This window comes from Gilliamella sp. App4-10 (assembly GCF_001690495.1).
GTDB classification, from domain to species: Bacteria; Pseudomonadota; Gammaproteobacteria; order Enterobacterales; family Orbaceae; genus Gilliamella; species Gilliamella apicola_G.
Genome location: NZ_LZGS01000018.1, coordinates 161,313 through 183,954, shown reverse-complemented (window position 1 = coordinate 183,954; position 22,642 = coordinate 161,313). Strand labels below are relative to the sequence as shown.

The 22,642-nt window shown below is 36.3% G+C and carries 16 protein-coding genes and 1 tRNA gene; 8 read left to right on the top strand and 9 right to left on the bottom strand.

Annotated elements, in window-relative coordinates; all coding sequences use genetic code 11:
- Positions 1 to 114 precede the first annotated feature (114 nt).
- Positions 115 to 1,578: an aminoacyl-histidine dipeptidase gene (locus A9G23_RS03455; RefSeq protein WP_065586282.1), complete on the bottom strand. Its 1,464-nt coding sequence runs from the start codon at positions 1,576 to 1,578 to the stop codon at positions 115 to 117.
- Between the two features lie 145 nt (positions 1,579 to 1,723).
- Here A9G23_RS03455 and gpt point away from each other — a divergent pair, with 145 nt between their 5' ends.
- The 6 genes from gpt (at position 1,724) to proA (ending at position 7,012) form a co-directional block, all read left to right on the top strand.
- Positions 1,724 to 2,260 carry a xanthine phosphoribosyltransferase gene (gene gpt / locus A9G23_RS03450; RefSeq protein WP_081296926.1) on the top strand — a complete coding sequence of 179 codons (537 nt, stop codon included), beginning with the start codon at positions 1,724 to 1,726 and terminating at the stop codon, positions 2,258 to 2,260.
- A gap of 23 nt (positions 2,261 to 2,283) precedes the next feature.
- Entirely contained in the window at positions 2,284 to 3,540 is a 1,257-nt protein-coding gene (locus A9G23_RS03445) for an alpha/beta hydrolase (RefSeq protein WP_065586281.1), read from the top strand.
- 27 nt (positions 3,541 to 3,567) lie between these two features.
- Positions 3,568 to 4,680, top strand: a complete 1,113-nt coding sequence (gene proB / locus A9G23_RS03440) for a glutamate 5-kinase (protein ID WP_141670040.1) — start codon at positions 3,568 to 3,570, stop codon at positions 4,678 to 4,680.
- 19 nt (positions 4,681 to 4,699) lie between these two features.
- Positions 4,700 to 4,996 (top strand): hypothetical protein, encoded by a 297-nt coding sequence (locus A9G23_RS03435; protein ID WP_065586280.1) that lies wholly within the window; start codon positions 4,700 to 4,702, stop codon positions 4,994 to 4,996.
- Between the two features lie 36 nt (positions 4,997 to 5,032).
- Complete coding sequence (locus tag A9G23_RS03430) at positions 5,033 to 5,257, top strand: hypothetical protein (protein WP_065586279.1); 225 nt, start codon at positions 5,033 to 5,035, stop codon at positions 5,255 to 5,257.
- A 501-nt stretch (positions 5,258 to 5,758) separates the two neighbouring features.
- Positions 5,759 to 7,012, top strand: a complete 1,254-nt coding sequence (proA, locus tag A9G23_RS03425) for a glutamate-5-semialdehyde dehydrogenase (RefSeq protein ID WP_065586278.1) — start codon at positions 5,759 to 5,761, stop codon at positions 7,010 to 7,012.
- Positions 7,013 to 7,071: 59 nt separating this feature from the next.
- On the opposite strand, the gene trhP is transcribed toward proA, so the two are convergent.
- Positions 7,072 to 8,415 (bottom strand): prephenate-dependent tRNA uridine(34) hydroxylase TrhP, encoded by a 1,344-nt coding sequence (gene trhP / locus A9G23_RS03420; RefSeq protein ID WP_065586277.1) that lies wholly within the window; start codon positions 8,413 to 8,415, stop codon positions 7,072 to 7,074.
- Positions 8,416 to 9,159: 744 nt separating this feature from the next.
- Positions 9,160 to 9,233: transfer RNA gene (locus A9G23_RS03415), tRNA-Cys, on the bottom strand.
- A 566-nt stretch (positions 9,234 to 9,799) separates the two neighbouring features.
- Between A9G23_RS03415 and A9G23_RS03410 the strand changes: the two genes are divergently transcribed.
- Entirely contained in the window at positions 9,800 to 10,540 is a 741-nt protein-coding gene (locus A9G23_RS03410) for a 4'-phosphopantetheinyl transferase family protein (protein WP_065586276.1), read from the top strand.
- A gap of 310 nt (positions 10,541 to 10,850) precedes the next feature.
- The gene (locus tag A9G23_RS11355) at positions 10,851 to 11,030 is read left to right on the top strand and encodes a hypothetical protein (RefSeq protein WP_141674904.1); all 180 of its coding nucleotides are present in this window, start codon (positions 10,851 to 10,853) and stop codon (positions 11,028 to 11,030) included.
- 467 nt (positions 11,031 to 11,497) lie between these two features.
- Here A9G23_RS11355 and clbS read toward each other — a convergent pair whose 3' ends face one another.
- Genes clbS through clbM form a run of 6 tightly spaced genes read right to left on the bottom strand, consistent with a single transcriptional unit; the run spans position 11,498 to position 22,608 of the window.
- Positions 11,498 to 12,010 (bottom strand): colibactin self-protection protein ClbS, encoded by a 513-nt coding sequence (clbS, locus tag A9G23_RS03400; protein WP_065586275.1) that lies wholly within the window; start codon positions 12,008 to 12,010, stop codon positions 11,498 to 11,500.
- Positions 12,011 to 12,067: 57 nt separating this feature from the next.
- A complete protein-coding gene (gene clbQ, locus A9G23_RS03395) occupies positions 12,068 to 12,790 on the bottom strand; it encodes a colibactin biosynthesis thioesterase ClbQ (RefSeq protein ID WP_081296922.1) in 723 nt (240 codons plus the stop codon).
- Positions 12,783 to 14,267, bottom strand: coding sequence for a serine hydrolase domain-containing protein (locus tag A9G23_RS03390; protein WP_065586274.1), 1,485 nt, complete (start codon positions 14,265 to 14,267; stop codon positions 12,783 to 12,785). The genes clbQ and A9G23_RS03390 overlap by 8 nt, the downstream gene beginning before the upstream one ends.
- A 20-nt stretch (positions 14,268 to 14,287) precedes the next feature.
- A complete protein-coding gene (clbO, locus tag A9G23_RS03385) occupies positions 14,288 to 16,744 on the bottom strand; it encodes a colibactin polyketide synthase ClbO (protein ID WP_065586273.1) in 2,457 nt (818 codons plus the stop codon).
- Positions 16,745 to 16,774: 30 nt separating this feature from the next.
- Positions 16,775 to 21,172 (bottom strand): non-ribosomal peptide synthetase, encoded by a 4,398-nt coding sequence (locus A9G23_RS03380; RefSeq protein WP_065586272.1) that lies wholly within the window; start codon positions 21,170 to 21,172, stop codon positions 16,775 to 16,777.
- Positions 21,172 to 22,608 carry a precolibactin export MATE transporter ClbM gene (gene clbM, locus A9G23_RS03375; protein WP_065586271.1) on the bottom strand — a complete coding sequence of 479 codons (1,437 nt, stop codon included), beginning with the start codon at positions 22,606 to 22,608 and terminating at the stop codon, positions 21,172 to 21,174. Before clbM ends, A9G23_RS03380 begins: the two co-directional genes overlap by 1 nt.
- Positions 22,609 to 22,642 lie beyond the last annotated feature (34 nt).

The following is a 22,642-nucleotide window of genomic DNA, read 5'->3' as shown; positions in this document are numbered from 1 at the left end:
TGTCCTAATCTTTTAAGTGAATCTACTTTATTATTTTATTTTCTTGAGTGAATATAAATACAAGCAAACAACTTTAAATACCTACCGATAAAGATCGGCAGGTAATGCGGTAGGTTATTTTAAAAAACTTGCTGATTTTAATATCGCTATCAATAATTCCCAATAGCGGTAAACACTTTGTATGTTAACTTTTTCGTCTGGTGAATGTGGCGAAACAATCGTTGGTCCAATTGAAATCATATCCATATTTGGATAACTTTGTTTAAATAAACCACATTCAAGCCCTGCATGGATCACCATTATTTTTGCTTGCTGAGAAAAAATTTCGTGATATTTATCTTTGGCTAGTTTTAGTAGTGGTGAATCTAAATTAGGTTCCCACCCTGAATAACCGCCACTTATTTCATAATTGGCATTCACGAGTTGACTAAGAGATATCAATGTTGATACAACGGCATCTTTAGCACTATCAACTTGAGAGCGAATTAAAAAATGGACATTAAGTTGGTTATCTTCAATATTAACAATACCGAAATTTAGTGATGTTTCAACCACACCATGAAGCCGATCACTCATTCTAACCACACCATTAGGTACTATATTTAACCAATTAATGATCTTATTTTGATGTTCAGTGGTTAATACACGTTTTACTTTATTGGATTCAACCTCCGATAAAGTTATTTCGATAGCAGGCTCTGCATGACCTAACTCACTGTGTAAAATAGTTTGATATTGTTTAACAATAGTTTCTAATTTAGGTAAATCTTGTTTATTTAGTGTGATTTCAGCAAAGGCTTCTCTTGGAATAGCATTGCGCAATGATCCGCCTTTTATATCGGCTAATCTAAACGAGATATCTTGTGAATATTGCGCGAAAAAACGAGCCATTAATTTAATTGCGTTACCACGACCAAGGTGAATATCACAACCTGAATGTCCACCTTTTAACCCTTTAAGCGAAATGCTCATATAACAATCATGTTTTTCAGGTATTACTGCATAAGTAACAGCAAACGTTGTGGTAAAGTCAACACCGCCAGCGCAACCAGTAAATATTTCGCCTTCGTCTTCAGAATCAGTGTTAATTAAATAGTGGCTTTTTAACCAATTAGGTTGTAAACCAAAGGCGCCGTGCATACCGGTTTCTTCTGATACCGTTATCAACACTTCAATCGGCCCATGTTCAACAGCAGGATCGATTAAAACAGCTAACGCAGATGCAAGCCCAACTCCGTTATCTGCCCCTAATGTTGTACCTTTGGCTTTTACCCATTCACCATCAACATAAGCTTGAATTGGGTCGGTTAAAAAATTGTGACTCGTGCCTTCGTTTTTTTGTGGCACCATATCCATGTGTGCTTGTAATACAATCGACGGGCACGCTTCCATGCCTTTGGTAGCGGATTTAGTGAGTAAAATATTACCCACTTGATCAAGTTTACAATCAATATTATGGGTATTGGCAAAATCGACAATATATTTGGTTATCATTTGTTCATGGTGAGATGGATGCGGAATTTTACAGATATCATCAAAAATCTGCCAAACCAATTTGGGTGTTAAGGTAGAAAGCATAATTTAACCTCAATATTAAGTAAGTAATAAATTAATGAGTGGTTTTTTTTTACTAATCACTCTATAATAAGGTGCAATTTTACATCTATTTTTAATCCATTAATATTTATTTATTCGTACATCCGATTAAAATTGCAGGTTACACATGTCAACAGAACAAACTTTATTAACAGAAGCAGAAATCCAAGCAAAAAAACAACACAAAGCAGAACTTATTGCTGAAAAGAAAAAATTCAATGTCACTTGGGAAATGTTACAATCCTACGGACGCCAACTTTCAGAACGCCTATTACCTGCTAATCAATGGAAAGGTATTATTGCCGTTAGTCGTGGCGGATTAGTGCCAGCGGCGATCTTAGCGCGTGAATTAAGTATTCGTTATGTCGATACGGTTTGTATTTCAAGTTACGATCATGATCATCAACGCGAAAAACTAATATTAAAACAGGCAAATGGCGATGGTGAAGGCTTTATTGTCGTTGACGATTTAGTCGATACAGGTAACACCGCTCATACTATCCGCGAAATGTATCCAAAAGCACACTTTGTTACTATTTTTGCAAAACCAGCAGGTAAACCACTTGTTGATGATTATGTTGTTGATATCGATCAAGATACTTGGATCGAACAACCTTGGGATACTGGTGTCATGTTCGTTAAGCCAATTTGTGATCATAAATAATCAATAAGGAAATTAAGGTTGTTATGGCAACTACCGAAAATCTAACGGCACAGATATTTAAACCACAATTTGATTATCCTGAAACATCAACACTCATAAATCGTATCGATAGTAGTGATGGTAGTAGTATTAGTGCGTTAGATGGGGAAATTGATTCAAGATGGTATCGCATTATTAATCCCATTTTGTGGCATTGGCGTGGATTACCTAAATTAGAAGCTGAAGCGGTTTTATCCAAAATTGCCGCTTCAACTAGACATCATACAAATGATAACTGGCTAGATACGGTTGTTGGTTATCAATCTGGTAACTGGGTTTATGAATTTTTAAACCAAGCAGCAATCTGGCAAGCAAAAGCAGAGTCGATTGTTAGAACAAATCTTACCTATGAAGATAAAAATAATTTACTCAATTATTACCTTATAGCCAGTGAATTTTCAAGTATTGCCAGTTATCCCCATTTTAAAAATGATGGTCTGGCAATGTATGCCCAAACTTGTGCTTATCAAGCTTATGCAAAAGCCCTTAATTTTTCACCATTTTTGATTAAGGAACTTGAATTTAAAGTTGATAATCGTCGCGTCAAAGCAATTTTGCATCTACCAAAAACTGGAAAGGCTTGCCCTGTTGTGCTAATTTGTAATGCGCTAGGCAATTTGCAGATCGATTATTATCGTTATTTTAGTGAGTTTTTAGCCCCTCAAGGATTTGCTATGTTAACCGTTGATTTACCGACGATTGGTTATAGCCGTAACTTTGCTTTAACCCAAAATAGTAGCAAAATTCATCAGGCTATATTAGAGCAATTGTCGTCTGTACCATGGATTGATGATCATCGTGTGTTTATTGCAGGTTTTCGGTTTGGTTCGAATATTGCTACACGCTTAGCCTATTTAATGCCAAACAAAATAAGAGGGTTATTTAACTTTACTCCGTTTGTTCATCAAATTTTTGTAGATAATGAGTTGCAAAAAAATCTACCCAATAGTTACAAAGATATGTTAGCGAGTTGCTTAGGACTACCTTCAATATCCAATCAGCAATTAGCGGCTGAATTGAAATATTTTTCACTAAAAAATCAAGGTCTTTTAACGCATGCTTGCCATGTACCAGTAATGAATATCATCTTTGAGAATGATAAGCTAAGTAATCTTTGTGAAGCGAAATTGATTCATTCAATTAAGCAAAATAAAATAGTAACAGTGCAAAAAAACCAGTTACAAAAAAGTTTGCATCAAGCTTTAACTCAATCAGTAAAATGGATGGAGTCTAATTTATAATTCACAGCTAAAAATAAGTGCAATGTTATGATCAATAAAAAACAACAAATTGTTGTTGTTAAATTAGGTACCAGTGTGTTAACTGATGGCACAAAACAACTCGATCGGGCACGGATAGTTGAGCTGATAAGGCAGTGTGCGAATTTACATCAAGATGGACATAAAATTATTATTGTTACTTCTGGCGCAATTGCAGCAGGTCGCGAATACTTAAACTTCCCTACTCTACCTAATAATGTTGCATCAAAACAATTGCTCGCATCGGTTGGCCAAAGTAAATTAATACAGCTTTGGGAACAACTGTTTTCTATCTATAAAATCTATATTGGCCAAATGTTACTTACCCGTGCCGACCTTGAAGATCGTGAGCGATTTTTAAATGCGCAAGATGTGTTAAAAGCCATGTTGGATAATCATATCATTCCAGTTATTAATGAAAATGACGCTGTTGCAACCGCCGAAATAAAAGTTGGCGATAATGATAATTTATCAGCGCTAGCCGCTATTTTAGCCGAAGCCGATAAGCTAATTTTATTAACCGACATTGAAGGCCTCTATACAGCCGATCCAAGATCAGATAAAAGTGCCAAGTTAATTCATGAAGTCGATCATATTGATGATAAATTACTCAGCATTGCTGGTGATAGTGTTTCAGGGCTTGGCACTGGTGGTATGACAACAAAACTACAAGCAGCAAAAGTTGCTGGCAGTGCAGGTATTGAAGTTGTGATTGCGGCAGGAAACAGAGCCAATGTCATCATTGATATTATCAATAATCACCCTGTCGGTACGCGATTTATTCCTCAAAAGACGCCATTAGAACATCGAAAACACTGGCTTTTTGGTGCTCCTAAAGCTGGCATAGTACAATTAGATGATGGTGCGGTTAATGCAATATTAAATAATGGTAGTTCACTATTGCCTAAAGGGATTATCAATGTAGAACAAGATTTTTCTCGTGGTGAAGTTATTGATATTTGCGATAAATCCGGTAAACGCATTGCGCGCGGTGTCAGTCGTTATAACAGTGATGCTTTAAGACAAATTGCTGGGCATCATTCTCAAAAAATTAGTCAAATTATTGGTTATGAATATGGACACGTTGCTGTTCACCGTGACGATATGATAATTAAACAATAAACAACAAGGAAAGAAAATTATGGGATTAGCTATTGGTGGAATAATAGCCAATTGGTTGGCAGTATTAATATTTTATCTTAATACTTCATTAAACTATGATGAGGCATCTCGAACACTTTTACCATTTGCTATTATTTCGGTTTTGGTTGCTACTATAGGATTAATTATTGCAACAAACAATAAAAAAATTGGAGGTGTATTAATCATTATAGGTAGTATTTTTTTTGTACCATTAGGATTGATTGGTGTTTTCGGTGGAAGAAAAATTATGAGTCGAGAAAATGCAAGATCTTTAGATGAAAGACGCAATTTTTAGAACATAAAAGGACATTGCAATATATAGAATAAAAAAATGGAATCAAAAAATCAAACCATTAAACAATTTTATGCACGATATTTGGCAATGTTCCGTATTTTCGTTTGTATTATTGCTATCATAGTAATGTTAGTCATAGTTCCAGAATTATGGTATAACACTACATTGTTACTATTGGTACTAGTCATATCAATTTGGCAATATTTTATGGTATATATTACCATTGGTGAAGATTTTATTACACTCAACCTGCACCAGTAAAAAGCGATATAAGCGTGCTTTTTGATGAAATCAAATCTGTTAGATATGAGCGTAAAAAAATATTTATAGAATACTGTGATAAAATAAGTAAACAGAAATCTACTTTAAAGATATCTTTAAGTGTTTTAAATAATGACACAAAAACAGAACTTTTAAATATTTTACGTACAGTTTTAAAAGATAAAGAGTCATAAATTGATGCTTATTAGAGCAAAGAAGCACTGTTCTTTGCTCTTATTTTCATTCATACAGCAATACTTAAATAGAAAAATATTATTGTTATATCCTACTTAGATTTTACTTCTTTTCAAGAAAAGTATATTTTTGATATCTATCATCGGCATTAAAGATGAATAAAATGTAGGAAAACACCGAGTAAATAATGAAATAAAAATTTCTTGTCAAATTTCAATATAATATTAACGTTATGCAAAAAATTATTTTAGCGAAAATAACGCTTAACAAGTAGAATTTTAAAAATAAACTTTAGAGACAATAACAATGTTACAACAAATGGGTAAAGCAGCAAAACTTGCATCATACCAATTAGCACAATGCCCCACTTCAACCAAAAATCAAGTTTTAACCATAATTGCAGAGTTATTAGAACAGCATAGTGAAATTATCCTTGAAGCGAATAAACAAGATATCCAAGTTGCTAAAACGCAAAGGTTAAGCGCTGCTATTTTAGATCGTTTATTGTTAACACCTGAACGCTTAGCCTCTATCGCTAATGACCTAAAAAAAGTGGTTTCATTGACAGATCCAATTGGTCAGGTTATTGATGGTTCGACGTTAGACAATAAATTAAAGTTACAACGTCACAGAGTACCACTTGGAGTTATTGGAGTCATTTACGAAGCACGACCAAATGTAACGATTGATATTGCAGCACTTTGCTTAAAAACGGGTAATGCAGCAATATTACGAGGTGGTAAAGAAACAATACATACCAATGCCGCCGCAATCTCAATTATTCAACAGGCTTTATCTCAAGTCGGATTACCCGAAACAGCTATACAGTATATTGATAATCCTGATCGTAAATACATCACTGAATTACTTAAACTCGATAAATATGTCGATATGATCATTCCACGTGGTGGATTAGCTTTACATACATTGTGTCGCGAACATTCAACAATTCCAGTCATTACTGGTGGTATTGGCGTCTGCCATATTTATGTCGACGAAACGGCTGATTTTGATAAAGGTCTTTCTATTATTGTCAATGCTAAAACTCAGCGCCCAAGTACATGTAATGCACTTGAAACATTACTTATACATACAAAAATTGCCAATACATTTTTACCCAAACTTAGCCAAATTATGGCTGATAATGATGTTGTATTACACGCTGATGCAAATGCGTATAAAATCTTAAAATCCGGTATAGCAAATACTTTTGCAGTAAAAGATGATGAGTTACGCCAAGAATGGTTATCAAAAGACTTGAATGTAGTAATTGTCGACTCCCTTGAACACGCGGTGGAACATATTCGTGACTATGGTAGTGGACATTCCGAAGCAATTTTAACGCGTGATTTAGTTAATGCCCAGCAATTCGTCAATTTGGTTGATGCCGCTGCAGTTTATGTCAATGCTTCAACACGCTTTACCGACGGTGGGCAATTTGGTTTAGGTGCAGAAGTAGCTGTTAGTACTCAAAAATTACATGCCCGAGGCCCAATGGGTCTTGAAGCTTTAACTACATATAAGTGGATTGGTTATGGCGATGATTTAATTCGCCAATAACAAAGTAAGATTTAAAATAACTGTTCGGATAACCCGAACAGTTTTTATTGTTCAATTCACTAATCAAAATTACGCATTAATAATGCATAATTAAGATCTATATCTTCAGGTATTGGAATATAAACAATATGACCGTCGCCTAACCCTGCAGGAACGGGTTGTCCTTTTTTGTTTTCCATACGTTCAATGTTGAAGGTTTTATTACCTTTTGGTGTCATCATTTCGACACTATCCCCAACAGAAAATTTATTTTTTACGATAACTTCAGCTAACCCATTTAATCGCTCACCACTAAACTCACCAACAAATTGTTGTCTTTCTGAAACCGAATGGCTATATTCGTAGTTTTGCATTTCTTCATGTTTATGGCGGCGTAAAAATCCTTCGGTATAACCTCGATGAGCAAGTGCATTAAGTTCTTGTAATAAGCGAGGATCAAAAGGTTTACCCTCACTCGCTGCATCAATCGCTTGGCGATATACTTGCGCCGTTCTTGCACAATAATAAAAAGATTTGGTTCTTCCTTCAATTTTGAGCGAATGTACACCAATTTGAGTTAAGTCACCTACTAGCTCCACTGCCCTTAAATCCTTTGAATTCATAATATATGTGCCATGTTCATCTTCAAAAGCCTGCATATATTCGCCAGGTCGCCCTGACTCTTCAAGCATGAATACTTTATTAGTAGTTTGACCAATCCCTAATGCTGGCTCGATTTGTTGCACTGGAATGGGTTCACATTTATGAACAATTTGCCCTACTTCGTTTTCTTTACCTTCAGCAACTTTATATTCCCAACGGCAGGCATTAGTGCATGTACCTTGATTTGAATCACGCTTATTAATATAACCAGAAAGCAAACAGCGCCCAGAATATGCCATACATAGCGCGCCATGAATAAACACTTCTAATTCCATTTCGGGCACTTTTTCACGAATTTCAGCAATTTCATCAAGTGATAATTCACGAGATAACACAACACGAGTTAACCCCATTTGATGCCAAAATTTTACCGTTGCCCAGTTAACTGCGTTAGATTGTACCGATAAATGAATTTCCATATCAGGAAAGTGTTCGCGTACTAACATAATTAAACCTGGATCTGACATAATAAAGGCATCAGGTTTCATATTTACAATTGGTTCTAAATCGCGAATAAAGGTTTTTAACTTAGAGTTGTGTGGTGCTATATTAACCACCACATAAAACTTCTTGCCTTGGGCATGGGCTTCGTTAATGCCGATTGCTAAATTTTCATGATTAAATTCATTATTACGAACCCGTAAACTATATCGGGGTTGCCCTGCATAAACTGCATCTGCACCATATGCAAATGCATAGCGCATATTTTTTAAAGAACCAGCAGGAGAAAGTAATTCTGGTTTTGCATATAAATTTGTCATTAAAAATGCCTCTGATTTCAGGTCAGTATTACTAATTAGTAATAGATTAAGCAAAATAAGATGGGCATTTTACGCTTTAGCCTATCAGTTGGCAAATTTATTATATAGTCAGGCTATTTAACGCTAAAACTACACTCATTAAAAAGTGTTTTTATTAATCAATATGATTAGACTAGCCTCAAACAAATTTACGAATGTTTCTCACTCTTTTAATTTTCAATCATTCTTTTTAGGCAAAACCGCATGGCGCAATACCTATTACAATAATAAAATTAGTTTGAATATAACTTAGCAAAATAGAAATAAATTAAGGAAAAAATTCACAGATTAAATTAATGCTACACAAAGTATTATGGGGACAGTGATTTGAGCATTAGCCCTTGAAAAATAAATATTGCTTCAACATATCAGCCTAATGCTTTATTAAGAAAAGTCATTTATCTTAATAAGTTCTCCCCAGTAGTCAATAATGGTAAATATTCATTCCATCGATATTCTCTAATTGGCATAGGATTAGCCTCTTTAAAATATAAAACTAACGCAGGCTTGATACCATTCCAATTATCTACAAACTCATACCTGATAAGGCAACCATCTTTGATTAACTTCTTCGCTTTCGCATGATAATTAAAGTAGCTCATAGTTAATATTGAAAAGTTAGATTACAAAATTGAAAAAATGTGATTACAAAATTGAAAAAATGTGATTACAAAAAATAGCAAAAGATTGATCGATTGTTTTTAATGGAGGCGCGTCCCGGAGTCGAACCGAGGTAGACGGATTTGCAATCCGCAGCATGGCCACTCTGCCAACGCGCCTTAGAGGTCTATCTGAATAGGGTGCAAATATTAGCACTGGCTTGATTAGCCGTCAAGATTAAATAGATTATAATTACAGCAGTCACTTCATTTTTAATCTATTTATTTTTTGGTACTCAATACCGTTCAAATAGGTTAGTTTTGTAACTTTCTCTTAAAAGGGATACTTGCAAAATATGATAATTTCCATCATAAAACTTAGAACACATTTTTCTATTGTCAGCGTTGGGTTAGATTAAGGTTGCTTTAAGCGTTAATTTAATAAAAACTCAAAAATTTCGTCAAAAAGTTTCAGGTAAATACACGTTTAAGTATAAAGCTTTTTTGCTATACGTGTACTTCATCAACTTAGATTATTAATAAAGTATATAAGTACCTTTTTTAGGATTTCATTCGCCATTTTCAGTTCAATACATTGTCAGGTGAAACATAGAATAAACTCGAAAACAAAAGAAGAACTAATTATAAAAAACTGGTAAAATGCAATTAGATAGTCAATAAAAAAACAAATGGCAAACATAATTATCAACAAGTTTACCCTTTAATTAGCATGCATCGCCTCATTTATGAATACTACTTTATTTATTGCCGATAAGATTGATTTTAACTGTCAGGATTTAGCTGATACAGTAAGTTACCTAAATGCTGAAGAATTATGTCGCTTTGAGAAAATAAAAATTGACAAAGATAAAATTATTTTTGCTTTATCACGAAAAATATTAAAACTAGCACTTGCTCACTATTATCCTCATATTGATAAAAAGGATTGGGTTTTTGCACAAAATAGCTATGGCAAACCATATATTAATTCTCCAAAATTACCCGTTCCATTGTATTTTAATTTGTCGCATTCTGTAGATGCAATCGCCGTTGCTATAAGTCGCGATAGTGAAGTTGGTGTTGATATTGAAAGAGTCCGTAGCCTTGATAGAGCACAAGTGAAATCGACTGCACATTTAAATATTAGTCAAAACTTCTTTACAGAAAATGAATACCGTAACATCATCAGTTTGACTTATGATGAAGGTTTTTTATTATTTTGGAAGCTCTGGACGATTAAAGAGGCTTATATAAAATATCGGGGAATGGGTTTATCTTTAGGATTAAATTGTATTGACATTGATTTATCTGCAAATTCGATTTTGCTAAATACCTGTGATAATGAAGTGAGTATACATCAGTGGATTAATAACAATTTAATTATCGCATTGTCAGCCGCAAAATCAGTGAATGATATCACCTTATTTCGATACGATATGCAATTAACGTTACATTCAATCGTAAATTATGAATATATTCATAATTGAGTGCTTAAAATAATGGCTAATATATGGCTGGTTTGAAAAATGCTCTTTAATACAAAATCAAGCGAATGGTTTGGCACTGATTATACCATGAATATTTATCGTGGTTGTAACTTAGGATATATTTACTGTGATTCGAGAAGTGAGTGTTATCGAATTGATCGCTTCGATAAGGTACAAACAAAAATGTCAGGCATTGTGTGCCTTAAAAATGAGCTGACTCATAAAAAAGTAGTGTGATTGGTTTGGATCTATTTGCGATCCATATAATCATTTAGAAAAGCAGTTGTATATAACCCGATAAGTTTTAGCATTGATTGAACAATATAGATTTGGTACTGCATTGTGTACTAAAAGCCAATGGATATTACGGGATATAGAACTATTAATGCGAAACAATGCCCATTCTTCATTATTAGTCGAATTTTTAATCACGACTTGTGACAATAAATTGAGTAAACAGCTTGAACGGCATGCTTCTTCTACTTCTTAGCGCTTTGTCGCAATGAAGACATTGGCTGAGCAAAACATTTATACCGGAACATTATTAATGCCAGTGTTACCATTTATGACTAGTAATCGTGATGACATCATTAAGATAATTCATGAAACCCACGCAAATAGAGAACAATTTATTTTTCCTTACTTTGCACTAACTTTATGCGATAAACAACGAAATTATTATTATTTTTAGTTAGTAAAACTGTTTCCATAGCTAAAATCGCTTTATAACCAGACTTTTCCAAATAACTACGTGTGTTATTCAACCAATTACACTTTACACACGTTAACATTTGTAAAAGAGTGTAATAAACTAGGAATTAAATACCACATGGCAGATATTATTGCGGGTTATAAGCACAAACAATATTCTCCACAACTCAATCTATTTTAGCTATTTTGCTCTGTCATTACTGAGTTAGTGGTAAGCAGAGTTAACTTGATACCGCAAGAATAACATTAAGAATCAATAGTCTTGATTAATGTCGCTAAACGGCCTGTAGCATTTTTATATGGAGATGAGGTATTTAGCTGAATCATTCGTCCACGCGTATATTTTTCGCACCAGCCTGCTCCATATAAGTCGTCGTCGTTAAAACCTTCAATAAGTTTGATGATCTCATTTTTATTATTTTCTAACCGTTGCAATAACAACTTATAATCAGTAATATCTTGATAATCACGATAAAATTTTTGCGCCAACTTCCCCATTTCATTCCATTTAAAGCCTACTTCTGGAAAAACGATCTCATTTCCATTCGCTTCTTTTACATGCCAAGATAAAACTAATTCTCCCCAGCCTATTAAGTAAGAAACTAATTGTGCAACACTCATAGTCGTGCCTTTGACATGCCCCTCCATTATGGGTTGAAAGACCCTTTGTGCAGGTACTGCTGCTAGCTTTTTGACTAACGAAGCATAGTTTTTATTAATCGCTTCAATTAACTCACTTTTAGATTCAGGTATTGCCATAATATCCTCCCAGCACATTAATGATAATTTATCTTAACTATATAAATAGACGGAGTATTATTCCATTTTTATCACTTCGGTTATGATTTGATTAACGATATGAACGACCTCTTTGTATTTTTTATCGACAAAAAAGTGATCCGCTTGAGGAAAAATAATCGTTTTTGTTTCTTGATCGGTGAATTTCTCCCATTGTGGCAGTTCTTCAAAAGTTACTAAACTGTCAGCATCACCATGCAATAATACTATAGGGCAACTTAATAGTTGCGGTTTAGTTTGATAATTATATTGCTCGTAGAGTCTATAATCATTCTTGATGATTGGGGTAAAGATGTCCATTAGTTCTTTGTTACGAAACACATCACCCGACATACCACCTAATTTAGCAATTTCACGCATAAACTCTGCATCTGCAAGGGTATGTAATATAGTTTCATCATGCATTCGATCGGGCGGACGAGAACCAGAAAAAAAGACAACTTTCGGCATAGGGTGCCCGTGTTGTAAAATATAATGGATCAGTTCAAACGCCATTAACCCTCCAAGGCTATGACCAAAAATTACATACGCACTACCATCATAATGGGTTATAAATTGTTGGTAAAGATCTTCGATAGCATCGTCCATAGTTTTAGAAAGGGGTTGACGAATCCTAGCACCTCTTCCAGCAGGCTCTAGCGGGACTAACGTGATGTTTTCTACCAGTTCCTTACGCCATTTAAAATAAATTGACGCTGAACCGCCTGAATATGGGATACAAAACAAACTAATATTAATCATTATTTAATTCCTCATTGAGAGAGATTTTCTTTTTAATGCGATGATTCAGGGTTAATAAAATCGTCAAAATCACGATATAAATTAACACAACTGATAACGTGGATGGCAACCATAATAAGGTGAAATGCCAATTAACAGCAAAAAAGAAGCCTGGTATTACATAGAATATACCGGCGATCACTAGTGGGGCTAATAGAACAATTAAGCAATCTCGATAGCTCAATATTAGCATACCATTACGACGTCGATAACGATAGATCCTAATCCCCATACGCACCCCAACTACTATAATCATGATCAGTAAAATCGTTGACAAAATGCTAAAAATGAAGTCAATAAATAGGATGAGATCTTTAACGTCGTCGCGATATTGTTGATTATGCAAATAGCTATCAATATCAGAACATAATTGCAATATGATATTTGTGTTAATATTTGCTAAGGCAACAATACCGATCTGTTCATCGGGTCGTAAAGCTAGGCATGATGAGAAATTAGGGTTTTGCCCACCATGATTGATATATGTCCCCTGACGTTGCTCAATAAACCAACCACTAGCATATAAAATATGATTGTCACCATTTACAGGTACATCAAGATTCCCTTGCAAACTTTGATCAATGGCGCGACGTAATATCGGCGTGACCTTATTTGCATAAAGTAAACGATCCATCCACTTTTCCATATCGGTTAAGGTACTATGAATATAAGCTGATGGCACATGATTATGCGCAATTGGCGCATCAAGTTCTATCGGATAACCAAAACGAACTTTATAGCCTTTGGCTTTGTTAACGATCTGTTCTCCATCAGAAACCGCGACAGTATCTGACATCCCAAATGGTTGAGTGATAAGGGTTGCAATCGCATGACGGTAGCTTTGGCCGGTTACCTTTTCAATCACTGCACCTAATACATCATAATTGGCTGAAGCATAAAAATAGCGTGATTTGGGTTTGAATTTCAGATTAACGCCTTGTAATTGTTGTTCAACTGTGTGTGAGCTGGGGATTTCTAAGTAGGATAAGGTTGAAAACGGTAAACCTGAGGTATGATACAAAAAATCCTCGATATCCAATTTAACAGGTCGATCTTGATAAAGTAAGGTGAGATTCGGCAAATATTGGCGAATATCATCATTAAGGGATAGTTTACCTTGTTCAGCCAGTATTTGAATGGCCAATCCGGTAAAGGCCTTGCTCATGGAGCCAATTTCATAAACTGTATCAGCCGTATTTTCGTTTTGCTTTTGCAAATCAGAAAACCCATAGATAAATCGTTGAAATTTATCATTAAATTTAATGCTAACAGCTAATGCCGGTACTTTTCCCATTAACATTCTGCTTTGAATTAGCTCAGCTAATTCAGCATTTTGTATATGTTGCTCTGGGCTACTATTGGCTAGAGAATTGATACTAAATAAACACAAGAAGCAAACCAGTACAAAATAGCTATTCAAAAGGTTTATTTGTTTCATCATACACCTCCAAATTCAACTTATAAAATGTTGTCAACACATTGAGCGATATAAGCGGTATGATCTTTAATACAAGGCATAGCGTAAATATCATTTGCGGTTAAAGCCGTTTTATAGATAAAATTGCATCGATTAATAAAAGAAATAATATGCAAGGAAGTTGCGCCATATTCAAAGATGGTTTCTTTTTCACTATATTTGTCGATACATAATAAAGTACACCACATTTTCTTTACAAAATCCTCGACTGATGTATAACTTACTAATAACGTGCCGTGTTGATTTTCAACATCAGATTGAATTTCATAGCGAATACGATCAAATTGGTAGCCTGGTAAACCAATCGTGCTACCAGCCTCGGGGGTAGGTAATCGACTAACAATACCGAATTGCCATAGTGTAGCTAATAATGAATAGATATCTTGTGACATTGTTTGATTAAATACTGTGCACAATATATCTTTCCCAATCCAGCCACTGTTTTGTTGATAAAGAGCACTAAATTCACTTGGTGTGCCGATTTCTATCATGATTACACCGGGAGATAAGGCTATTTCCTCCAGTTTTACACGCAATACATCATCGATTAAAGGCACGCTCTCTGATGTTACAGGTAGATTTTTTAACTGTAAAATTACTTCTTCCAGGGTAATGGTATGGGAAATATAATCAGCGGTGATTTTACCAGCCTGATTACCTAATGCATCATCAGGGATGATACCTTGATCGATCAACCACTTTGCTAAACTGGCTTGATAAATAAAATGGCGTAATTGAATCGTCCATGTAGTTGTTGGCCATAAAAGATCAATTTTCGCCACCAGCTGATCATGATGTTGTTTAAGCGCCGGCTGATGGCTCATTAGATGGATCATGTTATTTTTCAGCGCTTGATCATAAGCAGAAAATAATAATATGACTTTTTTCTCAGCATTAAGCGTAATGGTACCAGCAATATTCTGCTTAAGCACTAATTGTTCACGCAGTTTATCCAGACTATGCGCTACAATTGCACAGCGATATGTAAAATGGGCGCGCCGCTCGTTAAGCGTATAAGCGATTCGAGCAATATCTTCTTCACGATAATTATCTAGTTCTTCAATATATACCTTAAGTAAACGGTTAAGCGATAACGCCGATTTAGCACTAAATGGAAAGATATACCTTTCTTGTGCAGGGGATTTCTCGGGGGGATTCGTAGGCCAATTTTGGATAATCAATTGAACATTAGTCCCTCCTAATCCAAATGAGCTCACTGCTACCAACTGTTTTTGTTCCGGTGGTAACAACGTAATGCAATTACTTATGTAAAATGGCGTATTTGGCTGCAATAACATTTTATGTTTGCGCTGAAGATTAATTTGCGCCGGTATCTTTTGTGTATATAAAGCTAATGAGGTTTTAATCAGACTTGCAATCCCTGATGCTACGCCAAGATGCCCTATGTTCGCTTTCACGGAACTAATTTGAATACTGTGTGGCGCACATTCTGCAGCAAAGACTTTATGTAGTGCATCCAGTTCAATTTCATCACCCAGTGGAGTACCTGTACCATGCGTTTCGATCATTGTGATATCAGTTGGGCTAATTTCTGCGGCATTGAGTGCCATTTTAATGACTTCTGTTTGCCCTTCAACACTTGGCGCCACAAATCCGACACGCCGTGACCCATCATTATTGGCAGCGCCACCCTTAATGACAGCATAAACTGTATCTTCATCACGCAAAGCATCTTCCAAACGTTTAAGTACCACAACACCGACACCACTGCTGTAAACAGTGCCGGTCGAATCAGCACTAAATGCAGCACAATGCCCTGTTTGTGACATTAGCTTATCACCAGTTGGGCTATAGCCACTTTCTTGTAGAAAACCGAGTGTTACGCCACCAGCTAGCGCCATATCAGCCTGAAATGTAATTAAGCCATCGCAGGCTAATTGGGTAGCCATTAATGAACTGGAACATGCCGTTTGTACACTCACCGCTGGGCCGTTAAGCCCCAATTTATAAGCGACAAATGAGCTTAAATAGTCCTTTTCATTACCGATTTGGGTTTGTAAATACCGTTTATCCTGACTGGCTTTAAGATAGGGATAGACCCTATCCATTAAATAGCTATTGGCATAAGTTGTACCATATACCCCTACCCGTTTGATCCGTCCGGGAACATAGCCTGAGTGCTCTAAGGCATTATAACAACACTCCAAAAATACTCGATGCTGAGGATCCATAAGTATGGCCTCACCTGGTGGAATATTAAAAAATGCTGCATCAAAATCATAGGGATCAGAAATCATATTTCGCAGACTAATCCATGGTTCTTTATGTTGGTTTTTAACAATTTTTGGCTTGGTTAATTCCTCGCCTGCTAGCAAGGCCTTCCACCATTGAGTTACTGATTCTGCTCCAGCAAAACGACCACTCATACCTATAATAGCAATATCTAATGCATCGCAAGAAAATTCATTTTTAATCATTTTTCATATTCCCTTGTTAACCCAACATAACTATAAACTCCATAATGCTGTTGTATCCATATTCCCATCAGTTCCTTTGCCTTGGTGTTGTAACCATATATCTAAATTGATTAAACTGTTTTTATAGCGTGCTATCACTCGCTGTACTTCGTTTAACGTGATTAGTCTTGGATCAAAACGGCAATAAAAAGCAAGTTTGTCATTGGCTCTGAGCGAAAGATTTAGCTCTAAAGTACAACCTGGATGATTTTCAGGGTCGCTATAAATTGCACTGCGCTGATGATCAATTTTAAAATGCGTTAACGGTGGATTGAATTCCCTTCCAATGTAATTCAGTCGTATCCCTGATTGTAACGAACTAGTTAATTGTTGCTGCATATGAAGCACACCATAATCACCACCATTATTCGGACATTGTATTAATTGCTGCCTGATGTCAGGTAATAAAACAGCGAAATCATTAGTCAATGGGATCACACAAGGATAAAATGCGGTAAACCAACCAACTGTATCGGTAATGTCAGGCTCATCCGACCAACAACCACGCCCTACCCCTTCCATATCAATACGACAATGACTTTGCTTGCTATAGTGGGCTAAAACCGGTACCAAAGCGGTGAGTAAGCGCGCTTCTCCTTCGCGCATGGCATTATCTCGGTTATTAAGTAATAATCTACCAACACAGGTATGCCTGAATTCATCACGCCATATTCGAGTATAAGGTTTTGCTGGATTTGCATCAGTTACCGCCGGAAATAGTAATGGTTCTGTTTGATCTTGAGTTTGCCAATAGTATTGTATTTCCGAAGAAACGTGTTTAGTAGCTAAATAGCGGCTCCATTTTTGTAATCCTTGATTATAAGGCTGCTCTACAACATTAAATGCCATATCTAAAGCACTGAGAATCAAGTACCAAGAATGAATATCTACCGCTAAATGATGCGCGCACAGAATTAGCTTATCATTTTGTTGATTATTAGTTGTCAAATATGTGGCAGCAAATAACTTACCTTTTTCCACATCAATTGTTTGATTAATTTGATGAATAACCTCATCTAAGGTTAACTGTGCTTCACTCATTTGCATTAATAAACCGTTAGGATAGCAAGTTTGGCAATCAAGAATTGTTAGCAAACCATCCTCATTAAACCGACTTCGTAAAACTGGTTGCTGGGCAATGATCGCCAGTAAACGTTGTTCAAGTTCGGCAACCGATAGAGGCAAACAAATATCCAATACAATCAAATGGTTATAAAAATTTCGATTACTCAACGCTAAACGATTAAACCAATGCACCGCAGGCAGATTTACCTCGTTAGATAGTTCAGTGTGTGTATTCGTTGATGGGTCATAGTGACTTATAATATACTCACCTATACGCTGCACCGTGCTACACTCCATAACTTGCACACCGGGAATTGACCAACCACGTTTACGTAGTTCAGCAGCTATTTGGATACTCTTGATTGAGTCTAATCCTAGTAAGTAGAGATTATCACTATCGGTAAAATGTTGCTGTTCTAACACTTTTCCAACGATGTCACGTACATTATGCCATATAACTTTATCATGCGACTGTGGCTTATCTTGAAGTTCCATCAGCGATGAAATTTTCGCAGCATGTTGGGTTAATTGTTGAATATCGACTTTACCATTTATGGATAGCGGTAACACAGGTATTGCAATGCACTGTTGTGGTAGCATGTAAGTTGGCAATTTCTTTCTCAAATACTGCATAACCAATTGGGTATTGACGGTTTCTGGTGTGACCCAAGCCAATAAAGTACTTGGATTGCCTTTAGCATCATTCACTACAGCAACGGCTTGCGCTGTTACTTGTGGAGCTGAGAGTAAAGCCTGTTCAATTTCCGATTGTTCTATACGATAACCATTGATTTTAATCTGACCATCACTACGACCAAGATAAACTAGTGTATCAGCATTGAGTGCATACCCAATATCACCGCTACGATAACCGATAACATGGTTAGATTGATCGAACAGAAATGCGACAGCAGTTTGTTGAGGTGCGCCAATATAACCCTGAGTGACGGATGCTCCATAAATCACTATTTCACCAGATTCTCCTTCCGGAACTAAACATCCCCAAGGTGAACATAACACTATTTGACAACCATCAATCGCTCGACCAATGGGCACCGATACCAGATTTTCCTCACCTGTATAACGATAAATCATACAACCCACAGTTGCTTCGGTTGGACCGTATTCGTTATAAATTGTAGCATTTGGGAATAATTTAGCGGCTTTATGAGCAAGTTCAAGTTTAAAATCCTCCCCACCAACCACAACCGTTCGCATATGCTGGCTCTGTATACCTGCAACACACAATAAACGCAAATGTGCCGGTGTAAGTTTTATAAAAGTATTGGGTTGTTCAATTACCGCTCTGTGTAAAAGCGCTTCGCTCTCAGCCTGGCGGCAAATATTGATGCAAGCACCAACACTAAGTGGCGCAAATAGGCTCGTAATGGTTAAATCAAATGATAATGATGAATAGAGAGGGACTTGGTCGTTAGCGTTAAAATACTGTTTAATAGCAAAATCCAGATAATTCGCTAAATTAGCGTGTGTTACTTGTACCCCTTTCGGTTCCCCTGTTGAACCAGAGGTAAATAAAATATAGGCTAAATCGTCGCCGTTAACAACGATTGGCAAAAATGGCAATGCATTACCAATGCTGTCACCAAGGTCAGAAAGTAACGATGCTGGATGATCGAGCATAGACACCAATTCACAACTACCTTTATCATAAAGGATATGAGCAACCTGCGATTTTTGGCATAATAGGCGTAATCTGTCTATTGGTAATTCGGGATTAAGCGGTAAAAAAGCAGCCCCACACTGCACTATACCTAATATAGCAATGACAGTACTGGCACAGCGTTCTGCTAATATTCCAACAACACTACCACGCCCGATTCCTTGTAGAGAAAGTTTCTGCGCCATACAAGTCGCTTTATCAGCTAATTGGCGATATGACAAGCTTACTGCATTATCATTTATCGCAGTACGTTCAGGTTGTTGGTTAACTTGAGCATTAAACAGATCATTAAACAATGGACGATCAATAGCATGATTAAGTTGTGTGCTCGGTTTAGGATAAACGCATAAATCAATCAAATTTGCTTCTGGTTGAGCATCTATGGCTATAATTAGATCCAATAATCCTGTTTGTAATGCTTGTAACTGGCGTAGTTCAAACTCGCTATCTAGCGCCTCAATAGCGAGTTTAAGGCTTTCTTTATGAGAGTTGACAGTTTGTAAAACTAGTTGCAATTTGTAGGATTGTTGATTGCTATAACACGCCTCAATATGTTGACTATTTCCCATGAAATCGCGTTCATAGGTAAAATTGTAGAAATTAACACAGTAGTCAAATGCACGCAGATGATTACCACCATACTTAGCCAGATCTTGATTAAACAGAATTGAGGGATATTTACTATGTTTAAATCCACTTTCCATTGCTGTTTTTATTCGCATCGTCAGTTCAGCGAAGGTAAGATTACTATTGAGTCGATAGGCCAATGGCATGTGATTTGTAAACATACCAAAACAGCGTTTAGCCTCACGTGAAAAACGATTAAATAGCGGTAACCCAATTACGCCTTTTTCCTCCCCCCATACCCGTGCACGATAAAGAGCAAAAAGTGCAACAAATAGTAGATTTAATGAACAACTATAACGATCACATAGTCGATAGATACGATCGATCATGTCATGCGCTAACCAAGTAGTACAAGCAATCCCATTAGTTTCGGTGATCGGTTTTTTTTCTGGAAAACAATCTATATATTCATTGATGTAATTCTTCCACCATTGGCGATCGGCAATAAAACGTGCGGAATTTTGATAGTCCTGTTGTTGCGCTAAAAATCGAGGATAGGATGGTGGGAGAGGATCAGTCCATTGCTGATTTGGATGTTCGTACGCCCATTTTAGATGATCAGTTAATAACGACATGGACCAACCATCGACTATGGCATGATGTGCTTTAACGAAATAACCTCCTTGTTGCTCACCACAACTAAATGAAATCAATTCAAAAAGATCATTTTCTCGTAAGATAAAAGGCTGAGCAAATAACTTTCTTTGAAAATTTGCAAACTCAGCTGGATAAGCTTGTTGCGCTATTATCGGCTCACTAAATGTGATGTGACGGAACGTTCGTGGTTCGAAAGGCAGTATTTGGCTAGAGATTTGACCGTCTGCTTGTACAAACTGCATCCGTAAAGCATCAAAATGCCGTATAGCCGATTGCATGGCATTATGTAAACGTGCAATATCAATTTTACCGTTGATAATACAGATACCACCGATAATATTAACGCTACTTTCTGGATAAAGCTGTTCAATAATCCAACATTGTTGTTGTGACCACATTAAGGGATAGAAGAATTTCATCATGAAACCTCCTTGCTTAATTGTTGTGCATTCAAACACTGCTCATTCCAAGCCACTAAACGCGGTGACATTCTTAATAACCAAAAAGCTAATAAAGCAGAAATAAAGGTACCACTCATAGCACCAAAGTAGACACCAATAATGCCCATATCCAAGCTAAAGGTTAATAAATATACGGCTGGCACTGAGATAAACACATGTCGTATTAAGGTAATGAAAACCGAATACCAAGATTTACCAATCGCTTGGTAGTATTCGCTCGCTAATAGACTAATAGCAATAAACGGCAGTGCCAATTCCATAATTCGAATTTGTAAAATTGCATAATGACAGGTCTCTTCTGATTGGGTGAAAAGAGGATAAACATATGGAGCTAAAATAATATGGATAATCGACAATGCCAACACTACGGAGAAGGCTAAAATCATGCTGACACGATAGGCTTTAAGGGTTCGTTCAATTTTACCACGTCCCCAATTTTGTCCGACGATCGTCAGTAATGCTGCGGCAATAGCTAACATCGGAGTCATGATAAAATAGTCGATACGTCCAGTAAGAGTAAAAGCAGCCATAGCGTTAACATCTAATCTGACAATGAAAAAGTTATAAATAATAATCCCGACTGAAATGATAATTTGCATGAGCATTTGCGCTAAACCGACCGATAGAATCTGCTTATAGGTTAACCAAGACAAATGACGAAAACAGAATTTATATTTAAAACCAGCTTGTAAAGAGGGTAAAGATAATACGAAGTAGCTCACAACGATAATTTGTGCTATGAATGACGCTAATGCCACCCCTTTGACTCCAAAATCAAAAATAAAAATCATGATCGGATCAAGGATAATATTAATTATTGCTCCCAATAACGAAGCTTTCATAATAATCAGTGTTTTACCAGCACCTTGGAATAACCCCATCATTGCTCCTCCGAACAAAATGCTAAACACCGTTGGTAAGGAGTAATAATAGAAATCTGCTGCATAAAGAAAAATCATATCATTAGCGCCCAAACCGCGTAAGAGAGGTTCGGCAAAAAGATAAGCAAAAGCACCAAGGACTACCGTAAAGAAGACAACAATTGTCATACCGACTGACAATATCTGTTGTGCTCTTTCGAAATGACGCATACCTGTCGCGCGTGAAAGTAAGGAACCTATACCGATCTGAATACCGTTGGCAATGGCATACAGTACCATACCAATCGGGAAAATTAGCCCTACCCCTGCAATAATGGCACCACTACCAGTATCAATATGACTGAGCCAAAAAATGTCAGCGACGGTGTAAGTTACTTGGGTTAACATGCCGATAAACATCGGTAAGGCTAACCGAATAATTAGAGTATAGAGTGATCCGTCATACATACCAGATATACTGTAGTTGCTTGTTGCGGAATGGTTCTCATCTGGTTCAACTTTATCTGAAAACATATTTATTCCTTAATTTGTTATACATTAATTCCCT